The sequence below is a fragment of the Phytobacter ursingii genome (genome assembly GCF_001022135.1).
GTDB classification, from domain to species: domain Bacteria; phylum Pseudomonadota; class Gammaproteobacteria; order Enterobacterales; family Enterobacteriaceae; genus Phytobacter; species Phytobacter ursingii.
The window spans coordinates 2596237-2615447 of record NZ_CP011602.1; the positions used below are offsets into that span (position 1 = coordinate 2596237).

General features: G+C 54.8%; 19 protein-coding genes. 2 read left to right on the forward strand and 17 right to left on the reverse strand.

The features are described 5' to 3' along the window. Nucleotides 1–4: 4 nt before the first annotated feature. The 7 genes from AB182_RS15725 to AB182_RS15755 all read right to left on the reverse strand — a co-directional run bounded on the left by AB182_RS15725 (nucleotide 5) and on the right by AB182_RS15755 (nucleotide 5781). Nucleotides 5–490: a DUF2878 domain-containing protein gene (locus AB182_RS15725; protein WP_047370921.1), complete on the reverse strand. Its 486-nt coding sequence runs from the start codon at nucleotides 488–490 to the stop codon at nucleotides 5–7. Next, nucleotides 487–1707 carry an SAM-dependent methyltransferase gene (locus AB182_RS15730; RefSeq protein ID WP_047370922.1) on the reverse strand — a complete coding sequence of 407 codons (1221 nt, stop codon included), beginning with the start codon at nucleotides 1705–1707 and terminating at the stop codon, nucleotides 487–489. The genes AB182_RS15725 and AB182_RS15730 overlap by 4 nt, the downstream gene beginning before the upstream one ends. Continuing rightward, the gene (locus tag AB182_RS15735) at nucleotides 1704–2426 is read right to left on the reverse strand and encodes a DUF1365 domain-containing protein (RefSeq protein WP_047370923.1); all 723 of its coding nucleotides are present in this window, start codon (nucleotides 2424–2426) and stop codon (nucleotides 1704–1706) included. The genes AB182_RS15730 and AB182_RS15735 overlap by 4 nt, the downstream gene beginning before the upstream one ends. Nucleotide 2427: 1 nt before the next feature. Further along, nucleotides 2428–3687 (reverse strand): NAD(P)/FAD-dependent oxidoreductase, encoded by a 1260-nt coding sequence (locus AB182_RS15740; RefSeq protein ID WP_047370924.1) that lies wholly within the window; start codon nucleotides 3685–3687, stop codon nucleotides 2428–2430. Then, on the reverse strand, nucleotides 3684–4403 hold the full coding sequence (locus AB182_RS15745; RefSeq protein ID WP_047370925.1) for an SDR family NAD(P)-dependent oxidoreductase: 720 nt from the start codon (nucleotides 4401–4403) through the stop codon (nucleotides 3684–3686). The genes AB182_RS15740 and AB182_RS15745 overlap by 4 nt, the downstream gene beginning before the upstream one ends. After that, nucleotides 4400–4834, reverse strand: a complete 435-nt coding sequence (locus AB182_RS15750; protein ID WP_047370926.1) for a nuclear transport factor 2 family protein — start codon at nucleotides 4832–4834, stop codon at nucleotides 4400–4402. Before AB182_RS15750 ends, AB182_RS15745 begins: the two co-directional genes overlap by 4 nt. Before the next feature lie 218 nt (nucleotides 4835–5052). Continuing rightward, nucleotides 5053–5781: a MerR family transcriptional regulator gene (locus tag AB182_RS15755; protein ID WP_047370927.1), complete on the reverse strand. Its 729-nt coding sequence runs from the start codon at nucleotides 5779–5781 to the stop codon at nucleotides 5053–5055. 289 nt (nucleotides 5782–6070) lie between these two features. Between AB182_RS15755 and argS the strand changes: the two genes are divergently transcribed. Further along, entirely contained in the window at nucleotides 6071–7804 is a 1734-nt protein-coding gene (gene argS / locus AB182_RS15760) for an arginine--tRNA ligase (RefSeq protein ID WP_047370928.1), read from the forward strand. Nucleotides 7805–7849: 45 nt separating this feature from the next. Here argS and AB182_RS32660 read toward each other — a convergent pair whose 3' ends face one another. The 6 genes from AB182_RS32660 to flhB form a co-directional block, all read right to left on the reverse strand. Next, nucleotides 7850–8656: a hypothetical protein gene (locus tag AB182_RS32660; RefSeq protein WP_167337888.1), complete on the reverse strand. Its 807-nt coding sequence runs from the start codon at nucleotides 8654–8656 to the stop codon at nucleotides 7850–7852. Between the two features lie 13 nt (nucleotides 8657–8669). After that, the gene (gene bglB, locus AB182_RS15770; protein WP_047370930.1) at nucleotides 8670–9809 is read right to left on the reverse strand and encodes a beta-galactosidase BglB; all 1140 of its coding nucleotides are present in this window, start codon (nucleotides 9807–9809) and stop codon (nucleotides 8670–8672) included. Between the two features lie 10 nt (nucleotides 9810–9819). After that, complete coding sequence (locus AB182_RS15775) at nucleotides 9820–11397, reverse strand: MFS transporter (protein WP_047370931.1); 1578 nt, start codon at nucleotides 11395–11397, stop codon at nucleotides 9820–9822. Nucleotides 11398–11672: 275 nt separating this feature from the next. Further along, complete coding sequence (flhE, locus tag AB182_RS15780; RefSeq protein WP_047370932.1) at nucleotides 11673–12068, reverse strand: flagellar protein FlhE; 396 nt, start codon at nucleotides 12066–12068, stop codon at nucleotides 11673–11675. Next, nucleotides 12068–14146: a flagellar biosynthesis protein FlhA gene (gene flhA, locus AB182_RS15785; protein ID WP_047370933.1), complete on the reverse strand. Its 2079-nt coding sequence runs from the start codon at nucleotides 14144–14146 to the stop codon at nucleotides 12068–12070. Before flhA ends, flhE begins: the two co-directional genes overlap by 1 nt. Next, the gene (gene flhB, locus AB182_RS15790; RefSeq protein ID WP_047370934.1) at nucleotides 14139–15287 is read right to left on the reverse strand and encodes a flagellar biosynthesis protein FlhB; all 1149 of its coding nucleotides are present in this window, start codon (nucleotides 15285–15287) and stop codon (nucleotides 14139–14141) included. The genes flhA and flhB overlap by 8 nt, the downstream gene beginning before the upstream one ends. 223 nt (nucleotides 15288–15510) lie before the next feature. Between flhB and AB182_RS15795 the strand changes: the two genes are divergently transcribed. Next, a complete protein-coding gene (locus AB182_RS15795) occupies nucleotides 15511–16161 on the forward strand; it encodes a type II CAAX endopeptidase family protein (protein WP_047370935.1) in 651 nt (216 codons plus the stop codon). Between the two features lie 55 nt (nucleotides 16162–16216). Here AB182_RS15795 and cheZ read toward each other — a convergent pair whose 3' ends face one another. Genes cheZ through cheR form a run of 4 tightly spaced genes read right to left on the reverse strand, consistent with a single transcriptional unit; the run spans nucleotide 16217 to nucleotide 19196 of the window. Next, on the reverse strand, nucleotides 16217–16861 hold the full coding sequence (gene cheZ, locus AB182_RS15800; RefSeq protein ID WP_047370936.1) for a protein phosphatase CheZ: 645 nt from the start codon (nucleotides 16859–16861) through the stop codon (nucleotides 16217–16219). 10 nt (nucleotides 16862–16871) lie between these two features. Next, nucleotides 16872–17261, reverse strand: a complete 390-nt coding sequence (gene cheY, locus AB182_RS15805) for a chemotaxis response regulator CheY (protein WP_039078693.1) — start codon at nucleotides 17259–17261, stop codon at nucleotides 16872–16874. Nucleotides 17262–17277: 16 nt separating this feature from the next. Then, nucleotides 17278–18330 (reverse strand): protein-glutamate methylesterase/protein-glutamine glutaminase, encoded by a 1053-nt coding sequence (locus AB182_RS15810; RefSeq protein ID WP_047370937.1) that lies wholly within the window; start codon nucleotides 18328–18330, stop codon nucleotides 17278–17280. Beyond that, nucleotides 18327–19196, reverse strand: coding sequence for a protein-glutamate O-methyltransferase CheR (gene cheR, locus AB182_RS15815; RefSeq protein WP_047370938.1), 870 nt, complete (start codon nucleotides 19194–19196; stop codon nucleotides 18327–18329). Before cheR ends, AB182_RS15810 begins: the two co-directional genes overlap by 4 nt. Nucleotides 19197–19211: the final 15 nt, after the last annotated feature.

A 19211-nucleotide genomic window follows, 5' to 3' on the forward strand; every position in this document is an offset into this window, starting at 1 on the left:
GACTTCATTGCCGCCTCCCCATTAATAAATGGAAAAAAAGCGCCAGTACCAGCCATCCGAGTCCGAGCCAACTCAGCACGATAAAGTTCGGTTGCAAGAACGTCATCGCGCCCAGACGTTCCCCCATATAGTAAGCAACCGGGCCACCGAGCGTTGCCAGTAGCGCCAGCGTCCAGCCCGGCAATGCACTGGCGCGGGTAAGCCGGGTCCAGACGACGGCAAACATCAGCCAGAGCGCCACCATCCACAGCGGCAATACCCCATCGCCGCTGAAACTGATTAATCCCGTAAACGCCCAGGCGGCATCCAGCGAACTGCCAGCGACGGCCAGCAACAGGGCATACACGCGAAGCGCGGGCGCGAGCATGACGCAGGCCAGCATCGCCAGTGCGAGCCAGACAGCAACGCCGCGCTCACGAAACAGCACCACCAGCGTCCAGTAAAGATCGAACGCCACTGCCATCAGGAAGATCTGCAGATGGCGGTTCATACCCGCTCCGCAGTCAATTGCACCACACTGATAGTGCGTGCGTTGAAACCCGCTTCACAGTAACCGAAATAGTAAAGCCACATGCGGCGGAAACGCTCATCAAACCCCAGCTTTTCAATGTCTTGCCAGGCATGAACGAAACGCTGACGCCACTGGGCAAGGGTGCGGGCATAATCGGGCCCCATATCAAAGATATTACGCACCACAAAATCGGTATGGCGGGTCATCAGGTTATTCATCACCGTTATGCTCGGTAAGAAACCGCCGGGAAAGATGTAACGCTGGATAAAATCGACGCTTTTACTGTAATCGCTGTAGCGCTGATCCTGAATGGTGATAGCCTGAATCGCCATTTTTCCCCCCGCGCGCAGGCGTGCCTGACAAGTCCGGAAGAAGGTCGGGAGATAGTGTTTTCCTACCGCCTCAATCATCTCAATCGAAACCAGCTTGTCGAACTGTCCGGTCAGGTCGCGATAATCACAGAGCAAAACCTCAACCCTGTCCTGTAAACCCGCCTGAATAATTCGCGTCTGAGCCCATTTGTACTGCTCACGTGACAGCGTGGTGGTGGTAACCCGGCAGCCATAATGACGTGCGGCATACTCGGCCATTGCCCCCCATCCGGTGCCAATCTCCAGCAGGTGATCGTCAGTCGTTAGCGCCAGTTGTTCACACAATCGCGCCATTTTTGCCTGCTGCGCGCTGGCGAGATCCTGATCGGGCGCGGTGAACAGCGCGCTGGAATAGAGCAACTGCTCATCAAGGAAATGGGCGTAAAAAAGATTCCCCAGATCATAGTGAGCGGCAATATTTTCCCGCGCCTGTTGACGCCCGTTGCGTCGCGTCCAGTGGCGTAGCCGCTCTATCGGGCGCCCCAGCAGACGAAAGCCGCTTTCGAGCTTCCCCAAAACCGGGCTATTGAGCGCTAAAATCTGCAACAGTGGGGTAAGCTGATGCGTCTCCCACTCGCCATCCATCCAGGCTTCCGCCGCCGCAAGACTCCCGCCAGTCAGCAAACGCCAGTAAACGACCGGGGAGAGGATCTGCACTTCTGCGCGCAACGCTGCAGCCGTGTCGCCAAAATGAAAAGTCTGCCCGCCTTCACGGAGCGTGAGAGATCCCACACGTAAACCCTGCAGAAGGCGAAAGAGCAACCAGCGCGCGACACGGGCATTACGCGGGATATCGGGTTCAAGCGCAAACACGGGATCGGTCATGAGCGTTCACTCCTGCTAACGGGATGATTGTAAAGGGGTACGCGTTTAAGCCACAGACGCAGCGCCTGCCAATAAATAGCCATCACGGTCTTGAGCGTCATAAGCGGAATACGCAACAACAAAGAAGTGAGTGTCGCGCGTGTCAAAGGGCGTCGGGCCAAAAGCAGCGTCGCGTCGAAGACCTTCTCCTCCTGATGGTTTTCGATATGCATATGCAACGTTTTGCCGGGGCGGTTGAAGCGCCAGTGATAGACCATATCCATCGGGTTAAACGGGGAAACGTGGAACGCTTTTTCCAGCGGAGAAGCATGTTGTCCGTTTACGGCATAATAATGCCGTTCATTCCAGGGCGTATTGCGCACCTCCGCCAGTACCCAACGCAGAGTTTCGTTCTGGTCGTAGCAGTAATAGAAATTGACCGGATTAAAATGAAAGCCGAAATAACGCAGTTGAGTGAGCAACATCACGCGCCCCTGTGGTCGATCACCGGTCAACGCTTCCAGCCGTTCGAGAACCTTCGCCTTAAGCGGCGATCCCAGAGGGTAATCCTCGTCATAAAAGGCGGCTGCGGCAAAGCGGTTACGACGGATGCCAGCCATCGGTAACGTGTCCAGCTCATCGAGATCGAGCCACGCCATAAATACGCGATAGTGGAAATGGTGCGCCCTGGGCTGATGACGCCGATGGCGTAAAACGCCTTCATAAAGGCAGCTGTTCATTTTACTGCCCCTCCCCGGATGCGATGCCGTGTACCACATCCAGCGCGCTGCGAACGCCATCCTCATGAAAGCCGTTGTACCAGTAAGCGCCGCAGTACCAGCTACGCTGACGACCATTAATCTCACTGCGCCGCGCCTGCGCCCGCCAGCTTTGCGGGTTAAACAGCGGGTGCTCATAAACAAAGCGTTTCCAGACGTAGCGATCGTCAATGGGCATGTCCGGGTTCAGGGTGACGCAGAATAAAGGCGCGCCCTCGGGCAGACCTTGCAGAATATTCATGTTGTAGGTCACGCACGCGCTGGCCTGATCATGTTCGCTCAGGCGGTAGTTCCAGCTTGCCCAGGCGCGTTCGCGTTTCGGAAGCCAGCGCCGGTCACTGTGCAAAACCACCTCGTTACGCTGCCAGCCAATGCCACCCAGAATTTCTGTTTCCGCAATCGTTGGGTCCGCCAGCATCGCCAGCGCCTGTGCGGAGTGGCAGGCGAAAATAACGTAGTCAAACGTATGGGTCGCGTCGGCAAGATGGATTTCCACGCGCGTATCGTGGCGGGTAATACGCTGTACGGGCGTATTGAGGCGCAACGTCAGGCGGTCGCCGAGTTGATCGAGCATGGCGTGGATATACTCACGTGAACCACCAGGTACCACATACCACTGCGGACGGTGGGCCACGTCCAACAGACCGTGATTCTCAAAGAAGCGCAGAAACAGCGGCAACGGGAAACGCCGCATCTCTTGCAGGGATGATGACCAGATGGCAGCGCCCATCGGCAGAATGTAATGGCGGGCAAAAAAGGCGCTGAAACGGTGTTCATCGAGAAAGTTTTGCAATGTGGCTTTTTCATCGATGTTACCTGCCAGAGCTTGTTTTGCCTGACGGTTAAAACGCACGATATCGCTGAGCAGATGCCAGAAAGCCGGGTTAACAAGATTTCGGCGCTGGGCAAACAGCGAAGCAAGAGTATGTCCGTTATATTCCAGCCCGCTTTGTGGATTGTGGACGGAAAAACTCATTTGCGTTTTTTGCCCGGTAATACCTAATTCGCTGAGCAGCCCCATGAAACGTGGATAGGTGCGATCGTTGTAAACGATAAAACCGGTATCAATGGCCCAGATCCCCTGGGGAGTAGCGACATCCACGGTTGCCGTGTGGCCACCGGGGGTGTTTTGCGCTTCAAACAGCGTCACCTTGTGATGACCGGCCAGCCGCCATGCGCAGGTCAGCCCGGCAATGCCGCTACCAATAATTGCAATGTTCATGACCGTACCATCCTGCGCAACAAGGCCCGCTGCATAAACGCGGGAAGAGAAGAGAGCGTGCGTAGCAGCAACCCAAAAGCGCCCGGAAACGCGATATGTTTCTTGCCCTTTGCCAGACCCCGGCGAATGGCCGTAACCGCCTGCCCGACGCTCACCTGACCAGGCATAGCAAAATCGTTTTTACGGGTCAGCGGTGTGTCGACAAACCCCGGTGAGACAACGGTGACGGCGACCCCTTTCGGCTCCCAGTCCAGGCGTAAACTGTCAGCAAACCAACTGAGCGCAGCTTTTGACGCGCCGTAAGCTTCGGCACGAGGGAACGGCAGCCAGTGGGCCATCGAACTGACCAGCACAACGCGACTTCCAGGCTTGAGCTGTGCCTGGAGCGCGGCAAGGCAATTCACCGGCCCAAGAAAATTGGTGCTCATCACCCGCTCGACAAGGGCGGCATCTACCACCCCGTTTTCCAGGTATTCGCACGTACCCGCACAGAGAATAACCAGATCGGGATGGCAGTCCGCCAATGCGTGGCGACTAGCGTCCCTGCCTGTCATGTCGAAAAGACGCACACTGATGTTGGGGCTGAATTGTTGTAGTGCGTTCAGACGCGATGGATCGCGCCCGCAGGCGATGACAAGGTAGTCATCTGCAGCGAAGGATTTAGCCAGCCCGGCGCCAATACCTGAGCTGGCGCCCGTAATAAGCACCGTTTTCATGCGCGGACCCTCTTTTTCACACCGCGGACCGCCCAACCCAGTAAGGGAAGATGCTCATAAAGCATCTCTCCGGCGTCGTAATAATCACGCTGATGCAGGACGTGCTCCCCCTGAACGGACACTACCGAACACCCTGGCAAAGAAAGAAGTTCGTTCCCGCGGATATGAGGATGCGACCAGTGCATGGTCCAGGTCACCGCAAAACGCTGACCGTCACAAAGCGGGGGATCAATAGAGAAACGACACTGTTCAACATTCGCCAGCAGATGGGTGAAGTAACGATGGATAGCGACGAACCCTTGATGCTCGCCAAACGGATCCTGCAATACGGCATCGGGATGATAGAGCGCGCTTAGCGCCGACGGCGGCTGGCTGTCCAGTTCTGCATAGTAATGAATAAACCGATCGATAACGGACTGTATGGTGCTCATCGTCCTACCCTTACCGTTGACCTAATGCGGAGATCGCCTCCTCTAAAACTTACACAATTACTTATATTTGTCCAAGTTTTATTACGTAAATTTCTTATATTTAATAAATATCAAATAGTTATTTAGGTTATTTTTTGTGCTAAATCAGAAAAAAAAGAGAAAGGCATACCCGTCCAGGCCGCAATATAGCGACCATGGACATGGAAAGAAGAGAGGATTTAGAGCGTGATAACGTCGAGGGAACTGACCTGCGATTGCCACAGTTCAATTTGTTTTTTTCGCGCGGCAGATAATTTACCGCTGGTGACCAGCAACCATTTTCTTGTCGGCAAAACCTCCGGCGCCAGTGCCGCAGGCGGAACCGGAAGGATATCAATGCGATGCCCCTGCCCCGTTAGCCGAAGTGCTTCAAGCCAGATTTCACAAGGGTCGGTCAGATGCCAGCCAGTGATTAAATAATTATCGCCCGGCGCGCGTTTGTCCCCTTCAAGGCAAAATGAGGTGTAGGAGATGATAATGCCGTCGAGGATTTCACGGAGTGTCATCATAGCGGCAATATTGGCCGACATTTTACTGCGCAACGGGCGCAACACTTCTGTGACCAGTTCCGAACGAGGATACTCGCGTCCGGAGTCGTAAATGAGCTGACGCAGAGAGTCAATCTTCCCTTCTTTTAGCCGCGAAAGCATGTTCTCTTGCAGGGTGACCCAGTTATTGGTGCGCCGCATTTCCGGCCTGGCCAGCAGCGGTTTGACCTGGCTGACAGGTACCCCTTTTTTCACCCAGTCGAGAATTTTGAGCGCCTGTTGCACGTCGTCATCACTGTAAAGCCGGTGCCCGCCCTCCGTGCGCATCGGTTTGAGTAAACCGTAGCGGCGCTGCCAGGCGCGAAGTGTGGTCGCCGTTATCCCGCAAAGCCGGGCAAATTCGCCAATGGAATAAGTCATAGTACGCTCAAAGAAATAAACTCTTCTTACTATACTACGGATACATCCCGCACGCAGGATAGCGAGTAAGATCAGGCGCCTGGCGGTTCGAATGATGAACCTGAACAGACCGCAGTGCTCGAAGGTGCAAAGCATTAATCTGCCCGCGAAGAGGCCATGCTTTTTGGCGTGAACCTCCAGGTTCCGGTGCTGACGCCTGCGGGCATTTGCAGTATACTCCCGCCTTTCATAATCAACACCCGGACGCGGCCAGCCCTTATGTGCTGCGTCATCAATGTAAGGTATCCCGGTGAATATTCAGGCTCTACTCTCAGAAAAAGTCGGTCAGGCGCTCATTGCCGCAGGTGCGGATGCGGATTGCGAACCGCAAGTCCGCCAGTCTGCAAAAGTCCAGTTTGGCGACTATCAGGCCAATGGCGTGATGGCAATTGCTAAAAAATTGGGCATGGCACCGCGACAACTGGCCGAGAAGGTACTGACTCATCTCGATCTCAGCGGGATCGCCAGCAAAGTTGAAATCGCCGGACCGGGCTTTATCAATATCTTCCTTGCCCCGGTATTTCTGGCAGAACAGGTAAACCTGGCGTTGCAATCTGACCGTCTGGGTATCACGAAGCCGCAAGCGCAAACCATCGTTATCGACTATTCGGCGCCAAACGTGGCGAAAGAGATGCATGTTGGTCACCTGCGTTCAACCATCATTGGCGACGCATCCGTGCGTACCCTGGAGTTCCTGGGTCATAACGTTATCCGCGCGAACCACGTGGGTGACTGGGGTACCCAGTTCGGTATGCTGATTGCGTATCTGGAATTGCAACAGCAGGAAAACGCGGGCGAAATGGCGCTGGCGGATCTCGAAGGCTTTTATCGCGAAGCCAAAAAACATTACGACGAAGATGAAGTCTTCGCCGAGCGTGCCCGTAGCTACGTCGTGAAACTGCAAGGCGGCGATGAATACTTCCTGCAGATGTGGCGCAAACTGGTCGACATCACCATGTCCCAGAATCAGATTACTTACGACCGTCTGAATGTGACCCTCACCCGTAAAGATGTGATGGGCGAAAGTCTGTATAACTCGATGTTGCCGGGTATCGTGGCCGATCTGAAAGCTAAAGGACTGGCGGTAGAGAGCGAAGGCGCAACCGTGGTGTTCCTGGACGAGTTCAAGAACAAAGAAGGCGAGCCGATGGGTGTGATCATCCAGAAGAAAGATGGTGGCTACCTCTACACCACCACTGATATTGCCTGCGCCAAATACCGCTATGAAACCCTGCATGCAGACCGCGTGCTTTATTACATCGACTCCCGTCAGCATCAACACCTGATGCAGGCCTGGACTATCGTACGTAAAGCCGGTTATGTCCCTGAGTCTGTCTCTCTCGAACATCATATGTTCGGCATGATGCTGGGTAAAGACGGCAAGCCGTTCAAAACCCGTGCGGGCGGCACGGTGAAACTGGCCGACCTGCTTGATGAAGCGCTGGAACGCGCCCGTCGTCTGGTTGCTGAGAAAAACCCGGATATGCCAGCAGATGAGCTGGAGAAACTGGCTAACGCCGTGGGTATCGGAGCGGTGAAATATGCGGATCTGTCTAAGAGCCGTACCACTGATTATGTTTTCGACTGGGACAATATGCTGGCGTTTGAAGGAAACACCGCGCCATATATGCAATACGCCTATACGCGCGTACTGTCAGTGTTCCGTAAAGCCGATGTCGACGAAAGTGCCCTCCTCGCTGCGAACGTGGTGATCAGTGAAGATCGCGAAGCCCAACTGGCCGCACGCCTGATGCAATTTGAAGAGACGCTGAATGTGGTTGCCCGTGAAGGTACGCCGCACGTGATGTGTGCCTATCTGTACGATCTGGCGGGCCTGTTCTCTGGCTTCTATGAACATTGCCCGATTCTGAGTGCTGAGAGTGAAGAGGTCCGCAACAGCCGCCTGAAACTGGCGCTGCTGACCGCGAAGACGCTGAAACTGGGTCTGGATACGCTCGGTATTGAAACCATCGAACGTATGTAAGTTGAAGGTCTGTAAAAAACCCGGCAAATGCCGGGTTTTGTTTTTTCATACTATCGGAAGAATTCCCGGATGCGGCTGCGCCTTATCCGGGCTACCAACCGCACCGGCCGTAGCCCTGGTAAGCGTCAGCGCCACCGGGGGAAGTTTAAGAATTCCCGGATGCGGCTGCGCCTTATCCGGGCTACCAACCGCACCGACCGTAGCCCCGATAAGCGTCAGCGCCACCGGGGGAAGCTTAAGAATTCCCGGATGCGGCTGCGCCTTATCCGGGCTACCAACCGCACCGGCCGTAGCCCTGGTAAGCGTCAGCGCCACCGGGGGAAGCTTAAGAATTCCCGAATGCGGCTGCGCCTTATCCGGGCTACCAACCGCACCGGCCGTAGCCCCGGTAAGCGTCAGCGCCACCGGGGGAAGCTTAAGAGTTCCCGGATGCGGCTGCGCCTTATCCGGGCTACCAACCGCACCGGCCGTAGCCCCGGTAAGCGTCAGCGCCACCGGGGGAAGCTTAAGAATTCCCGGATGCGGCTGCGCCTTATCCGGGCTACCAAACGCACCGGCCGTAGCCCTGGTAAGCGTCAGCGCCACCGGGGGAAGCTTAAGAATTCCCGGATGCGGCTGCGCCTTATCCGGGCTACCAACCGCACCGGCCGTAGCCCCGGTAAGCGCCAGCGCCATCGGGGGAAGCTTAAGAGTTCCCGGATGCGGCTGCGCCTTATCCGGGCTACCAACCGCACCGGCCGTAGCCCCGGTAAGCGCCAGCGCCACCGGGGGAAGCTTAAGAATTCCCGGATGCGGCTGCGCCTTATCCGGGCTACCAACCGCACCGGCCGTAGCCCCGGTAAGCGTCAGCACCACCGGGGGAAGCTTAGAAATACTTACGCAGATACTCAGTCAGACACAGCATCGCCATTGCCTGACCATAGGGCATGGAAGTCAGGGGAATCTGGCGGTAGAAATCCAGATCGCTGCCCATCCCCGTGCCGAAAGAGACCTGCAGCAGTTCACCTTCCGGTGAAATGTTCTTCACCACGGCTTTGATTGCTTTCTCGGCAACCTGCGCATACTCCTGACCAACATAGCGCTTACGTACCGCTTTCAGCATGCCGTAGGCAAACCCGGCGGTTGCTGACGCTTCAAGATACGATGTCGGATCGTCAAGCAGCGTATGCCACAGCCCGCTCTCGTCCTGGCATTTCGCCAGCGCAGCGATTTGCGCGTTTAATACCTGCACCAGATAACGGCGTACCGCATTGTTTGCCGGTAAATCCACCAGTTCCAGGAAGTCCGGGATCACAATGGTCAGCCAGCTGTTGCCGCGCGCCCAACGAGCATGTGCAAAATTATGGCAACCTTCGTAATTCCAGCCGTGGAACCACAGACCTGTCTCCCTGTCCATCAGGTTCTGCACATGCAGCAGGAACTGATAAGTCGCCTCTTCCACATACTCAGGACGATTAAGCAGCTTACCGATTTTCGCCAGCGGCAGAACGGTCATCATCAGGGTGTCATCCCACATCTGCTGATGGTTCTCTTCAGCAAGCGTGATGTGCTGCATACCGCCATGCTCCGTACGCGGCATCTCATTCATTGCCCACTCGGCCCAGCTCTCCAGCCACGGCAGGTAGCCCGGATTGCGGGTCTCTTCGTAGCGATACGCCAGCGTCAGAAACGGCGCCATGGTGTTCACGTTCTTGGTCGTCGCACCTTCGGCAAAGCGATCAGCGAACCAGCTATCAATCACATCACGTACCGTCTGGTCGCCGGTCTGCTGGTAATACTGGTACATCCCATACAGACCGACGCCATGGGTCCATTCCCAGCCCGCCCATCCTTTGGTGTCAATCACACGCCCGTCGTCAAGCCGCAGTAAAAACTCGCCGGTGGTGTCGTGAATATTGACCAGATTATGCGTTACCTTCTGAATCAATGATTTCAGCTCGTCGCGGGCGATAAAACGCTCTGGCTGACAAAGTAATGGGCTATGTTTGACAGGCCAAACCTTCATATTCTTAACCTCAGTTGTAAGTCGATTTCAGTGACGCGTTTTCTTTCAGGGAAGGCGCGGCAGGTTTATTACGATTCAGATAGCCGATGTTGTTATTGCCCCACAGGGACTCAAACGGCATGCCTGCCAGCATCTCAACGGTGGCACGCGCTTCCGGCGTTGCGCTTTCCGGCACCACACGACCGGATTCGCGCATTTTGGCCGTCTCTGCACGAAGAATGCTGTGCGTTTTCAGGTTCAGTTTGAAGCGCAGAGAGACCAGGAAACCACAGGCGAGAACCAGCAACGTACCAAAACACATGATCATCAGGATGGTGTGGCTAACTTCCGGAACCTGCGTTTTCTGGCCGGAGACAAACCCGGAGGTCTGCATCACGATCCCGACCAGCATGACCGCACCGGCCTGAGAGGCTTTACGGGTCAGGGTCATGATGCCCGCAAAGATACCCTCACGGCGCTGACCGGTAACCACTTCATCCACGTCGGCGATATAGGTATAGGTGTTCCATGGAACGTAGTTGATCCCGCCACGGCCCAGACCCGCAACGGCAGATACCAGCAGCAACAAGGCATAGATGTCACTCAAGCCCGCCCAATAAAGGATGGCGAAAGATGCCGCGCTCAGACCAAACAGCACCACAACCATGCGGTATGACGGCGCCGGCCCAAAACGGATACACAGCGGGATCATGGCGATAACGGCGATAAACTGGAAAATAGCCATCGTGCCCAACAAATTAGACGCGACAGACGCTTCCTGCATCAGCACGAAAACAACGTAGTAGGTAAAGACGGCGTTAAAGACGTCCTGTGCGATATAGCCGCCCAGGTACATCCCCAGGTGCTGACGGAAAATCTTAATGCGCAGCGTTGAGCTCAGCTCAACAAACAGGCGACGCAGGCTCTGGCCCAGGGTCAGATGTTTTTTCTCGGCTTCGGCACGCAGCGCGGCTTCGGTCCAGTCTTCGCGCGGACGCTCCCAGGTGAAGCACCAGACAAAGGTCAGCATCAATGCGCACAATACAGAGAACACCAGGCTTGCGTAGAAGAAGGATACCGGGTTGTCTTTACCGAAGTGGGCCAGCAGGATACCCGGCAGGAACGAGGCCAGGATCGCGGACATCTGCGCCATAGAGATACGCGCACCGGAGAATTTGGTTTTCTGTTTGAAATCATCGGTCATTTCCGGCACCAGCGTTTCGTAGGGCACCAGGATCATGGTATAGACCACATCAAACAGCAGATATGTCAGCAGGTAATACCAGAAGCTCATGTCACCTACCCACATAATGGAGTAGCTGAACACACACGGAATACCCAGCATGATAAAGAATTTACGCCGACCAAAACGTTTACCCAGCCAGGTGGAGCCGAAGTTGTCGGTTAAAAAGCCCATCAGTGGGCTGACTACCGCATCCAGTACCCTGGCGGCCGCAAAAATAAACGTCGCTTCGATAGGCGTCAGGCCGCAGAAGGTGGTGTAGAAATAGAGTAGCCATGCAGCGGTAAGTGCTGTCGTGCCCGCCCCCAGGAAGTCGCCTGAGCCATAGGCGAGGTAGTTAACCAACCCAATTTTACGTGTTTTCATTGCCGTTAACCCTGTTTATTAGTGAGGGACCTCTGGCAATCCGGCCTCGCCAAAGGTAATGCTTACACGGCTAAAGTAAGAGTATGTGCTTTGGGTTACCTTTCTGTTTCTGCCACAACCGGGGGTGCAGATGGCAAAAACACAAAGAGTGCCGCAACACGCCTCACTGATTTATAAAACAGTGTTTCTTTTGACTCAAAAGGAGGGGTCATAATTTGAGAGCCAGCCATCATATTCCTGAGAGGAACGGCGATGACCGGCGAAAAGACGAGCGGCTATTGGTAGTTAACAATAACCTGGATACTGCGGACATTCAGGGCGGGAATCAATCGCCCTCCGCCAGGGACTTCCCAGATAAAGCGTAACGGCTCAATCGCGGGCACGTCGGCGAAGGCGACAGTGGTGCCGCTTTGGGCGTCGAGTTGCACACAGCGTGTCTGGCTACACAAACGAGTGTTCAACCCCGCCGGCGTCGGGCCGTTTAGCTCATAACGCCATGACACCACGGTCATCAGGCCATTAACCGGCTGTGAAGGCGCAAGAATACGCGATGACATGGCCTGCCCACGATTGCTGAGAATAACCCCGATATTGCTTGCCTGCCACGCACCGTTTCCGGCAGCGTGGACAAACAAGGGTAACGCAAGGAGTAACCCGGCCAGCTTACGCATTATTTGCCTCCAATGGTCGCTGTCATCCGGATGGGACGGTTATCGGACATTTCCATATTCGACAACACCACCAGCTGCGGCAGGCTGCGACGCAGGAAACGAGACAGCAACGGACGCAACGCATGGTTGACCAGCAGTACGGGCGGCGCGCCAAGCATCTCCTGACGCTGCAACGCTTCCTGAGTTTGCTCCAGCAGACGATCGGCAAGGCCCGGCTCCAGCCCACCGCCACCTTGCAATGCCTGTAGCAGCAGACGCTCCAGTGGCGTATCAAGACCAATAACCTGCACTTCGCCGCTGCCGGGGAACCATTGCTGGGTGATCGCACGGCCCAGCGCGACGCGAACGACGGTGGTCAGTTCGTAAGGATCGGTTTGCAGCGGTGCGTGTTCTGCCAGTGTCTCAAGAATGGTACGCATATCGCGGATCGGTACTTTTTCTGCCAGCAGGTTTTGCAGCACTTTATGCAGCGTTGTCAGCGTAACAACACCCGGTACCAGGTCTTCGGTGAGTTTTGGCATTTCCTGGGTTACGCGGTCCAGCAGTTGTTGTGCTTCCTGACGACCAAACAGTTCCGGCGCAAACTGACCAATCAGGTGGTTGAGGTGTGTTGCGACAACCGTACTGGCCTCCACCACGGTGAAGCCCTGGATCTGCGCCTGCTCTTTCAGCGCACTCTCAATCCAGATAGCCGCCAGGCCAAAGGCCGGATCGACAGTCTGTTCACCGGGTAATGAACCTGCCGCGGTCCCCGGGTTAATCGCCAGCCAGCGTCCCGGGTACGCATCACCGCTCCCCACTTCCACCCCTTTCATCAGGATGCGGTAACGGGCGGGCGGCAAGTCCATATTGTCACGGATATGCACAACGGGCGGCAGGAACCCCATGTCCTGGGCGAATTTTTTACGAATACTGCGGATACGTCCCAACAGCTCGCCATCCTGCTGGAAATCCACCATCGGAATCAGGCGATAGCCCACTTCCATGCCCAGTGAATCTTCCAGTTGCACGTCATTCCAGGTGGCTTCCACCGCCTGGTTGTTTTCTGGCATTTTGACTGGCGTGACTTCCGTCGGCGCCTTCTCTTCTTTGCCACGCAGCCACCAGGCCAGCGTCAGCAGACCCACGGTGAAGAGCAGGAAGACAAAGTTCGGCATACCTGGTACGAGGCCAAACAGCCCCAGTACTGCGGCACTGAGCACCATTACGCGTGGGTTAGTAAACAGCTGGCTAACCATCTGCTGACCGACATCTTCATCGTTTGCCACGCGGGTCACAATCACACCCGCTGCGGTGGAAATGACCAGTGCCGGGATTTGCGCAACCAGACCGTCACCGATGGTCAACAGGGTATAACTTTGCGCCGCGTCGCCCATCGACAAGCCATGCTGCAATACCCCCACCAGCAGGCCGCCAATGACGTTAATAACCATGATAAGAATGCCCGCGACGGCGTCACCGCGTACAAACTTGCTCGCACCGTCCATGGAGCCGTAGAAGTCAGCTTCCTGGGTCACATCAGAACGACGACGTTTTGCCTCATCTTCCCCGATAAGGCCGGCGTTAAGGTCGGCGTCGATCGCCATCTGTTTACCGGGCATTCCATCCAGTACGAAGCGCGCGCCGACTTCCGCGATACGCCCCGCACCTTTGGTGATAACCATAAAGTTGATGATCACGAGGATAATGAACACCACGATACCGATGGCAAAGTTACCGCCAACCAGGAAGTGACCAAAGGCTTCAACCACTCTACCCGCCGCTGCCGTACCGGTATGGCCTTCAAGCAGAATGATACGGGTAGAAGCGACGTTCAGCGCCAGGCGTAGCAAGGTGGTAAACAGCAACACGGTGGGAAATGCCGCGAACTCAAGGGTTTTCTGGGTGAACATCGCCACCAGAAGCACCATAATCGAGAGCGCAATGTTGAAGGTAAAAAGCAGGTCGAGCACGAATGCCGGCAACGGCAAAACCATCATCGACAGAATCAACAAAATCAGCAGCGGCCCCGCCAGAATTTGCCATTGTGTAGATTTCAGGTTGCCGGGCAGACGCAACATTGCCACCAGATTAGCCATCAGTGTCCTTCTCGTTCATAAAATCCAGCGACTCTGGCACTGGGAGATTTTCAGGTCTTGCCGGGCGTTTGCCCCCGGCAAGGTTCCAGCGTTTCAATTGCCATACCCAGGCAAGAACCTCAGCCACGGCCGAGTAAAGCTGTCCTGGGATCTGCTGACCGATTTCAGCATGGCGATACAGGGCGCGCGCCAGCGGCGGCGCCTCAAGAATCGGGATACGGTTTTCGCTGCCAATTTCACGAATACGCAGCGCAATCAAACCGGAACCCTTCGCAATCACTTTCGGCGCACTCATTTTATTTTCGTCATATTGCAGCGCGACGGAGTAGTGCGTCGGGTTCGTTACAATCACATCGGCTTTTGGCACATCAGCCATCATACGACGGCGCGCCGCGGCGCGTTGCAGCTGGCGGATACGCCCCTTAACGTGCGGGTCCCCCTCCTGCTGTTTAAATTCGTCGCGAATATCCTGTTTGGACATACGCAATTTTTTCAGATGGCTGTAGATCTGCCAGAAGACATCGAACCCCACCATCGGGATTATCGACAGCACAACCAGCAGACAACACATCCCGGCCAGATTCAGGGCGCTGGCCATCGCGGTGACCGGTGCTTCCATCATCAGACGCATGATTTCCGGCCATTTATGCCACAGATAAAATGCGGCCACACTGCCCATCAGGGCCGTTTTCATGATGGCCTTGACCAGCTCCGCCACGACCTGCGCTGAAAACAGACGCTTGAGGCCGCTCAACGGGTTAATCTTGGAAAAATTAAACTGTACCGATTTACCGCTTAATACCAGACCGCCCAGTACCGGCGGTGCCGCTAGCGCCACCAGCACCACGCCTGTCACCAGCGGTAGCAGCGCCAGCACGGCATTCTTGAGCAACTCAATCAGATGACCAAGGATCATTTTTTGGTCATTGATGATGGCATGATCAAAACGTAAACCCGACGACATAATACCCGACAGTTTGCGGGCAAACGCGTCCCCGCCCATCCAGAGCACACCCACCCCAACAAAGAGCATCAGTATTGATGTCAGCTCTTTCGATCGGGGAACTTGCCCTTCCTCACGGGCCTTCTCTTTTCGGTGGGGTGTGGGGGCTTCTGTTTTGTCGTCGCTATCGTCTGCCACGGCTCAAATCCACGGGTAGATGTTTGATGACATAATGCCAGAGTCAAGTCGGTCTAATGGGCAGAGTAAGGCATAAAAACGCGGGGTTTTCGCGATTTGAGAAAAGGCAAAGTGCATGTACTTATCTGCCAGCGATATACTACCGCACCGCGCAGAAACCCTGCTTTTTGCGGCGTAAGTTTTTTAAAAGGCATCAAACATCATTAATACAAGGATGATAACCATGCTGTCCAATCAGGCGCAGAGACGCCATCACACCTTGATCTGTCTCGCAGCGGTACTGATTTATCATTGTTTTTTCTTTATTGTGGCGCTGCTACCCAATTATGCCGCACTCTATCATTCAGGTTTTGCTGCGCTGTTTGTCGGCCTGATCGTCAGTCTGCCTTGCACGCTATTGCTCTGGCGACACTATAACCACCGCTACCCATTTATGCCGTTGGGGCAATTTAACGTCGGTTATTTCTCATTGGGCTTACTGGCCATCATCGTACTGAATATTGCCTGGCAGTTTCTGGGGATCGAAGAAGAGTGGGTGGCATCGTTAAAGGATTACTCGCTTTCTGCGCGTTGGGGACTGGCGTTCGCTATTTGTTTTATTGCCCCGTTTTGTGAAGAAGTCATCTTTCGCGGATTCTTACTTAATGCATTTATACGCGCCGGGCGCTTTGCCAGGCAGCAGAGTATCGTGGTGACATCAGTCGTGTTTGCGCTTATGCACACCCAATACCATGCGCCAGCCACCTTTATCTGGCTGTTTACGTTTTCGGCCCTGCTGTGCGTGGTAAGAATGGCCTCAGGTGGGCTGCTGCTGCCAATGCTGCTGCATATGCTGAATAACGCCGCCTCTTTTTCCTTGTCCATCATGAGCTAAAAAAACGGGAAGCATCGCCGCTTCCCGTTTCTCAATATGGCTCAGTGCAGAGGCATCAGAAACCGAGGCTGTCGAGCAGATCGTCAACCTGATCCTGGCTTGCCACTACGCCCGCTTTCGTCGCATCAAGCTGCGGCCCATTAAGCAGACTTTCGTTTTCACGTTTCGGACGCGCAGACTGATCGGGAATGTTTTCGATCAGCACCATCAGCAGCTGTCGTTCAATTTCCTGAATCACATCCATCATACGCTTGATAACCTGACCGGTAAGGTCCTGGAAATCCTGCGCCATCATGATGTCTAATAACTGCGCGTTGGTGAAGCTGGTGTGCCCCGGCACATCCCCAAGGAATTTGCGGGTATCGGTCACCAGTTCACGGGCATCTTTGAGCTCGATAGGATTTTTAAACCACTCATCCCAGCGCTTCGACAGCGTTTTAGCCCCTTTTTCCATCGCATCCTGGTGCGGTTGCGACGCCTCAACGCTATTAAGTGCGCGCTCAGCAGCCTGCGCGGTCATCTGTACCACATAATCAAGACGATCACGGGCATCCGGGATGGCTTCCGCCGCTTCAGCAATCGCCTGATCCAATCCCAACTCACGCAAACTGTCACGCAACATACGTGTCAGGCTACCGATACGGGCAATGATATCGCTGGCTGAATGTTCTTCCGTAGGTTTAATTGAAGGTTGAATCATCGTCCAGTCCTCACATGCCGAGTTTCTCGAAAATCTTACCGAGTTTCTCTTCCAGGGTTGCAGCAGTGAAAGGTTTCACTACATAGCCGCTCGCGCCAGCCTGAGCCGCCGCGATAATGTTTTCTTTTTTCGCTTCTGCCGTGACCATCAGCACCGGCAGCGAAGACATGTTGCCGTCAGCACGAATCGTCTTAAGCAGTTCCAGTCCGTCCATGTTCGGCATGTTCCAGTCGGAAATGACGAAACCAAAACCACCGGTCTGGAGTTTGTTCAGCGCGTCAACGCCGTCTTCGGCTTCCTCGACGTTGTTGAACCCCAGCTCTTTTAACAGGTTGCGCACGATACGACGCATCGTGGAAAAGTCGTCCACAACCAGAAATTTGAGCTCTTTATCCGCCATAAAACATCACTCCTCGTTAAATACGTATTGCCTGTCCGGCACTAATTTTTGCCAACATCTGCTGGCTTACCTGGCTAAGATCGACCACTTCGCTGACGCCACCCATATTGATAGCTTCGCGCGGCATGCCGAACACCACACAACTTGCCTCATTTTGTGCAATGGTCCAGGCACCAGCCTGGTGCATCGCTAACATTCCGGCCGCACCGTCGTTGCCCATCCCGGTGAGGATAACCCCCACGGCATTTCGCCCGGCGTATTTCGCGACCGAATGAAACAGTACGTCCACAGCAGGACGGTGACGATTCACCGGCGGCCCATCGTGGATTTTAATCTGATAGTTTGCCCCGCTACGCGCCAGCTCCATATGCTTGTCGCCCGGCGCAATATACGCGTGCCCCGGCAGGACACGCTCACCATCTTCCGCCTCTTTCACGGTAATCTGGCACAGCTTATTCAGGCGTTCAGCAAACGAACGGGTGAAGCCTGGCGGCATGTGCTGAGTAATAAGAATACCCGGACTTGAAAGCGGCAATGGCTGGAGTACATGACGAATTGCCTCTGTTCCTCCGGTTGAAGCGCCAATGGCCAGCAATTTTTCCGAACTTAACAGCGGACCCGACTTCAGCGCTGCCGGTGCTGCCGCCATCGGTTTATGTGCCGCAAGGCGCGCGCGCGAAGCAGTACGCACTTTTTCGGCAATCATTTCGCTGTAAGCCAGCATCCCTTCGCGAATACCGAGCTGAGGCTTGGTAACAAAATCAATCGCCCCCAATTCCAGCGCGCGCAGCGTGACTTCTGACCCTTTTCCCGTCAGGGAAGACACCATCACCACCGGCATCGGGCGCAGACGCATCAGTTTTTCCAGGAAATCCAGACCGTCCATCCGCGGCATTTCCACATCAAGCGTCAGCACATCAGGGTTAAATTTTTTAATTAAATCCCGTGCAACCAACGGATCCGGCGCCGTCGCCACCATTTCCATATCGCTGTGGCTATTGATAATTTCGGTCATGATTTGACGCATCAATGCAGAATCATCGACGGACATTACCCTGATTTTACTCATGCTTTATCCTTACTCAGCGCGTAAACGGTTTGCCCACGCAGGCTAAACTCACGCACGAGGTTGCTGAAATTCTCCGAATGCCCGGCAAAAAGTAGTCCGTCAGGCTTAAGCAATGGTGCAAAACGATGCAAGATATCCTGCTGCGTCGTTTTATCAAAATAAATCATTACGTTACGGCAAAAAATCGCGTCAAACGGTCCGGGGACGTTATATTGTTTATCCAGCAGGTTCACTGACGTGAAATCAACGTAATTCGCCAGTTCCTGACGCACGCGCACCAGACCGGCATGGGGTCCGGTTCCGCGCATGAAATAACGCTGCAACTGTTGCGGCGACAGCGTTTTCAATTCATCCTGGCGATAAACGCCGTTACGCGCTTTTTCCAGCACTTCGGTGTCGATATCGCTGGCAATCACTTTAAAACGACCCGGCGCCATTCCCAGTGAATCCGCCAGGGTAATCGCAATGGAATAAGGTTCTTCGCCGGTCGATGCCGCGGCACTCCAGACGCGGTATTCGCCGGTACGCTTGCGTGCATGCTCCGCAAGCACCGGGAAGTGGTGAGCTTCCCGGAAAAAGGCAGTGAGGTTAGTGGTCAGCGAGTTTATAAAAGCCTGCCACTCGGCGCTATTCTGGTTCGCTTCCAGCATGCTCAGGTTGCGACCAAAATCATCCAGCCCAAGGGTACGCAAGCGACGAACCAGGCGGTTATAGACCATGTCCCGCTTATGGTCGGCGAGCACGATCCCTGCACGCTGATAGATCAACTGACATATTCGACGAAAATGCGCGTCAGACAGCGCAAGACGCTGAGTCATCTGTTGCATGAGTGATGACGTTTGCCCGGTAGGCATTGATGATGTCATAGCGCCTTCTCATTC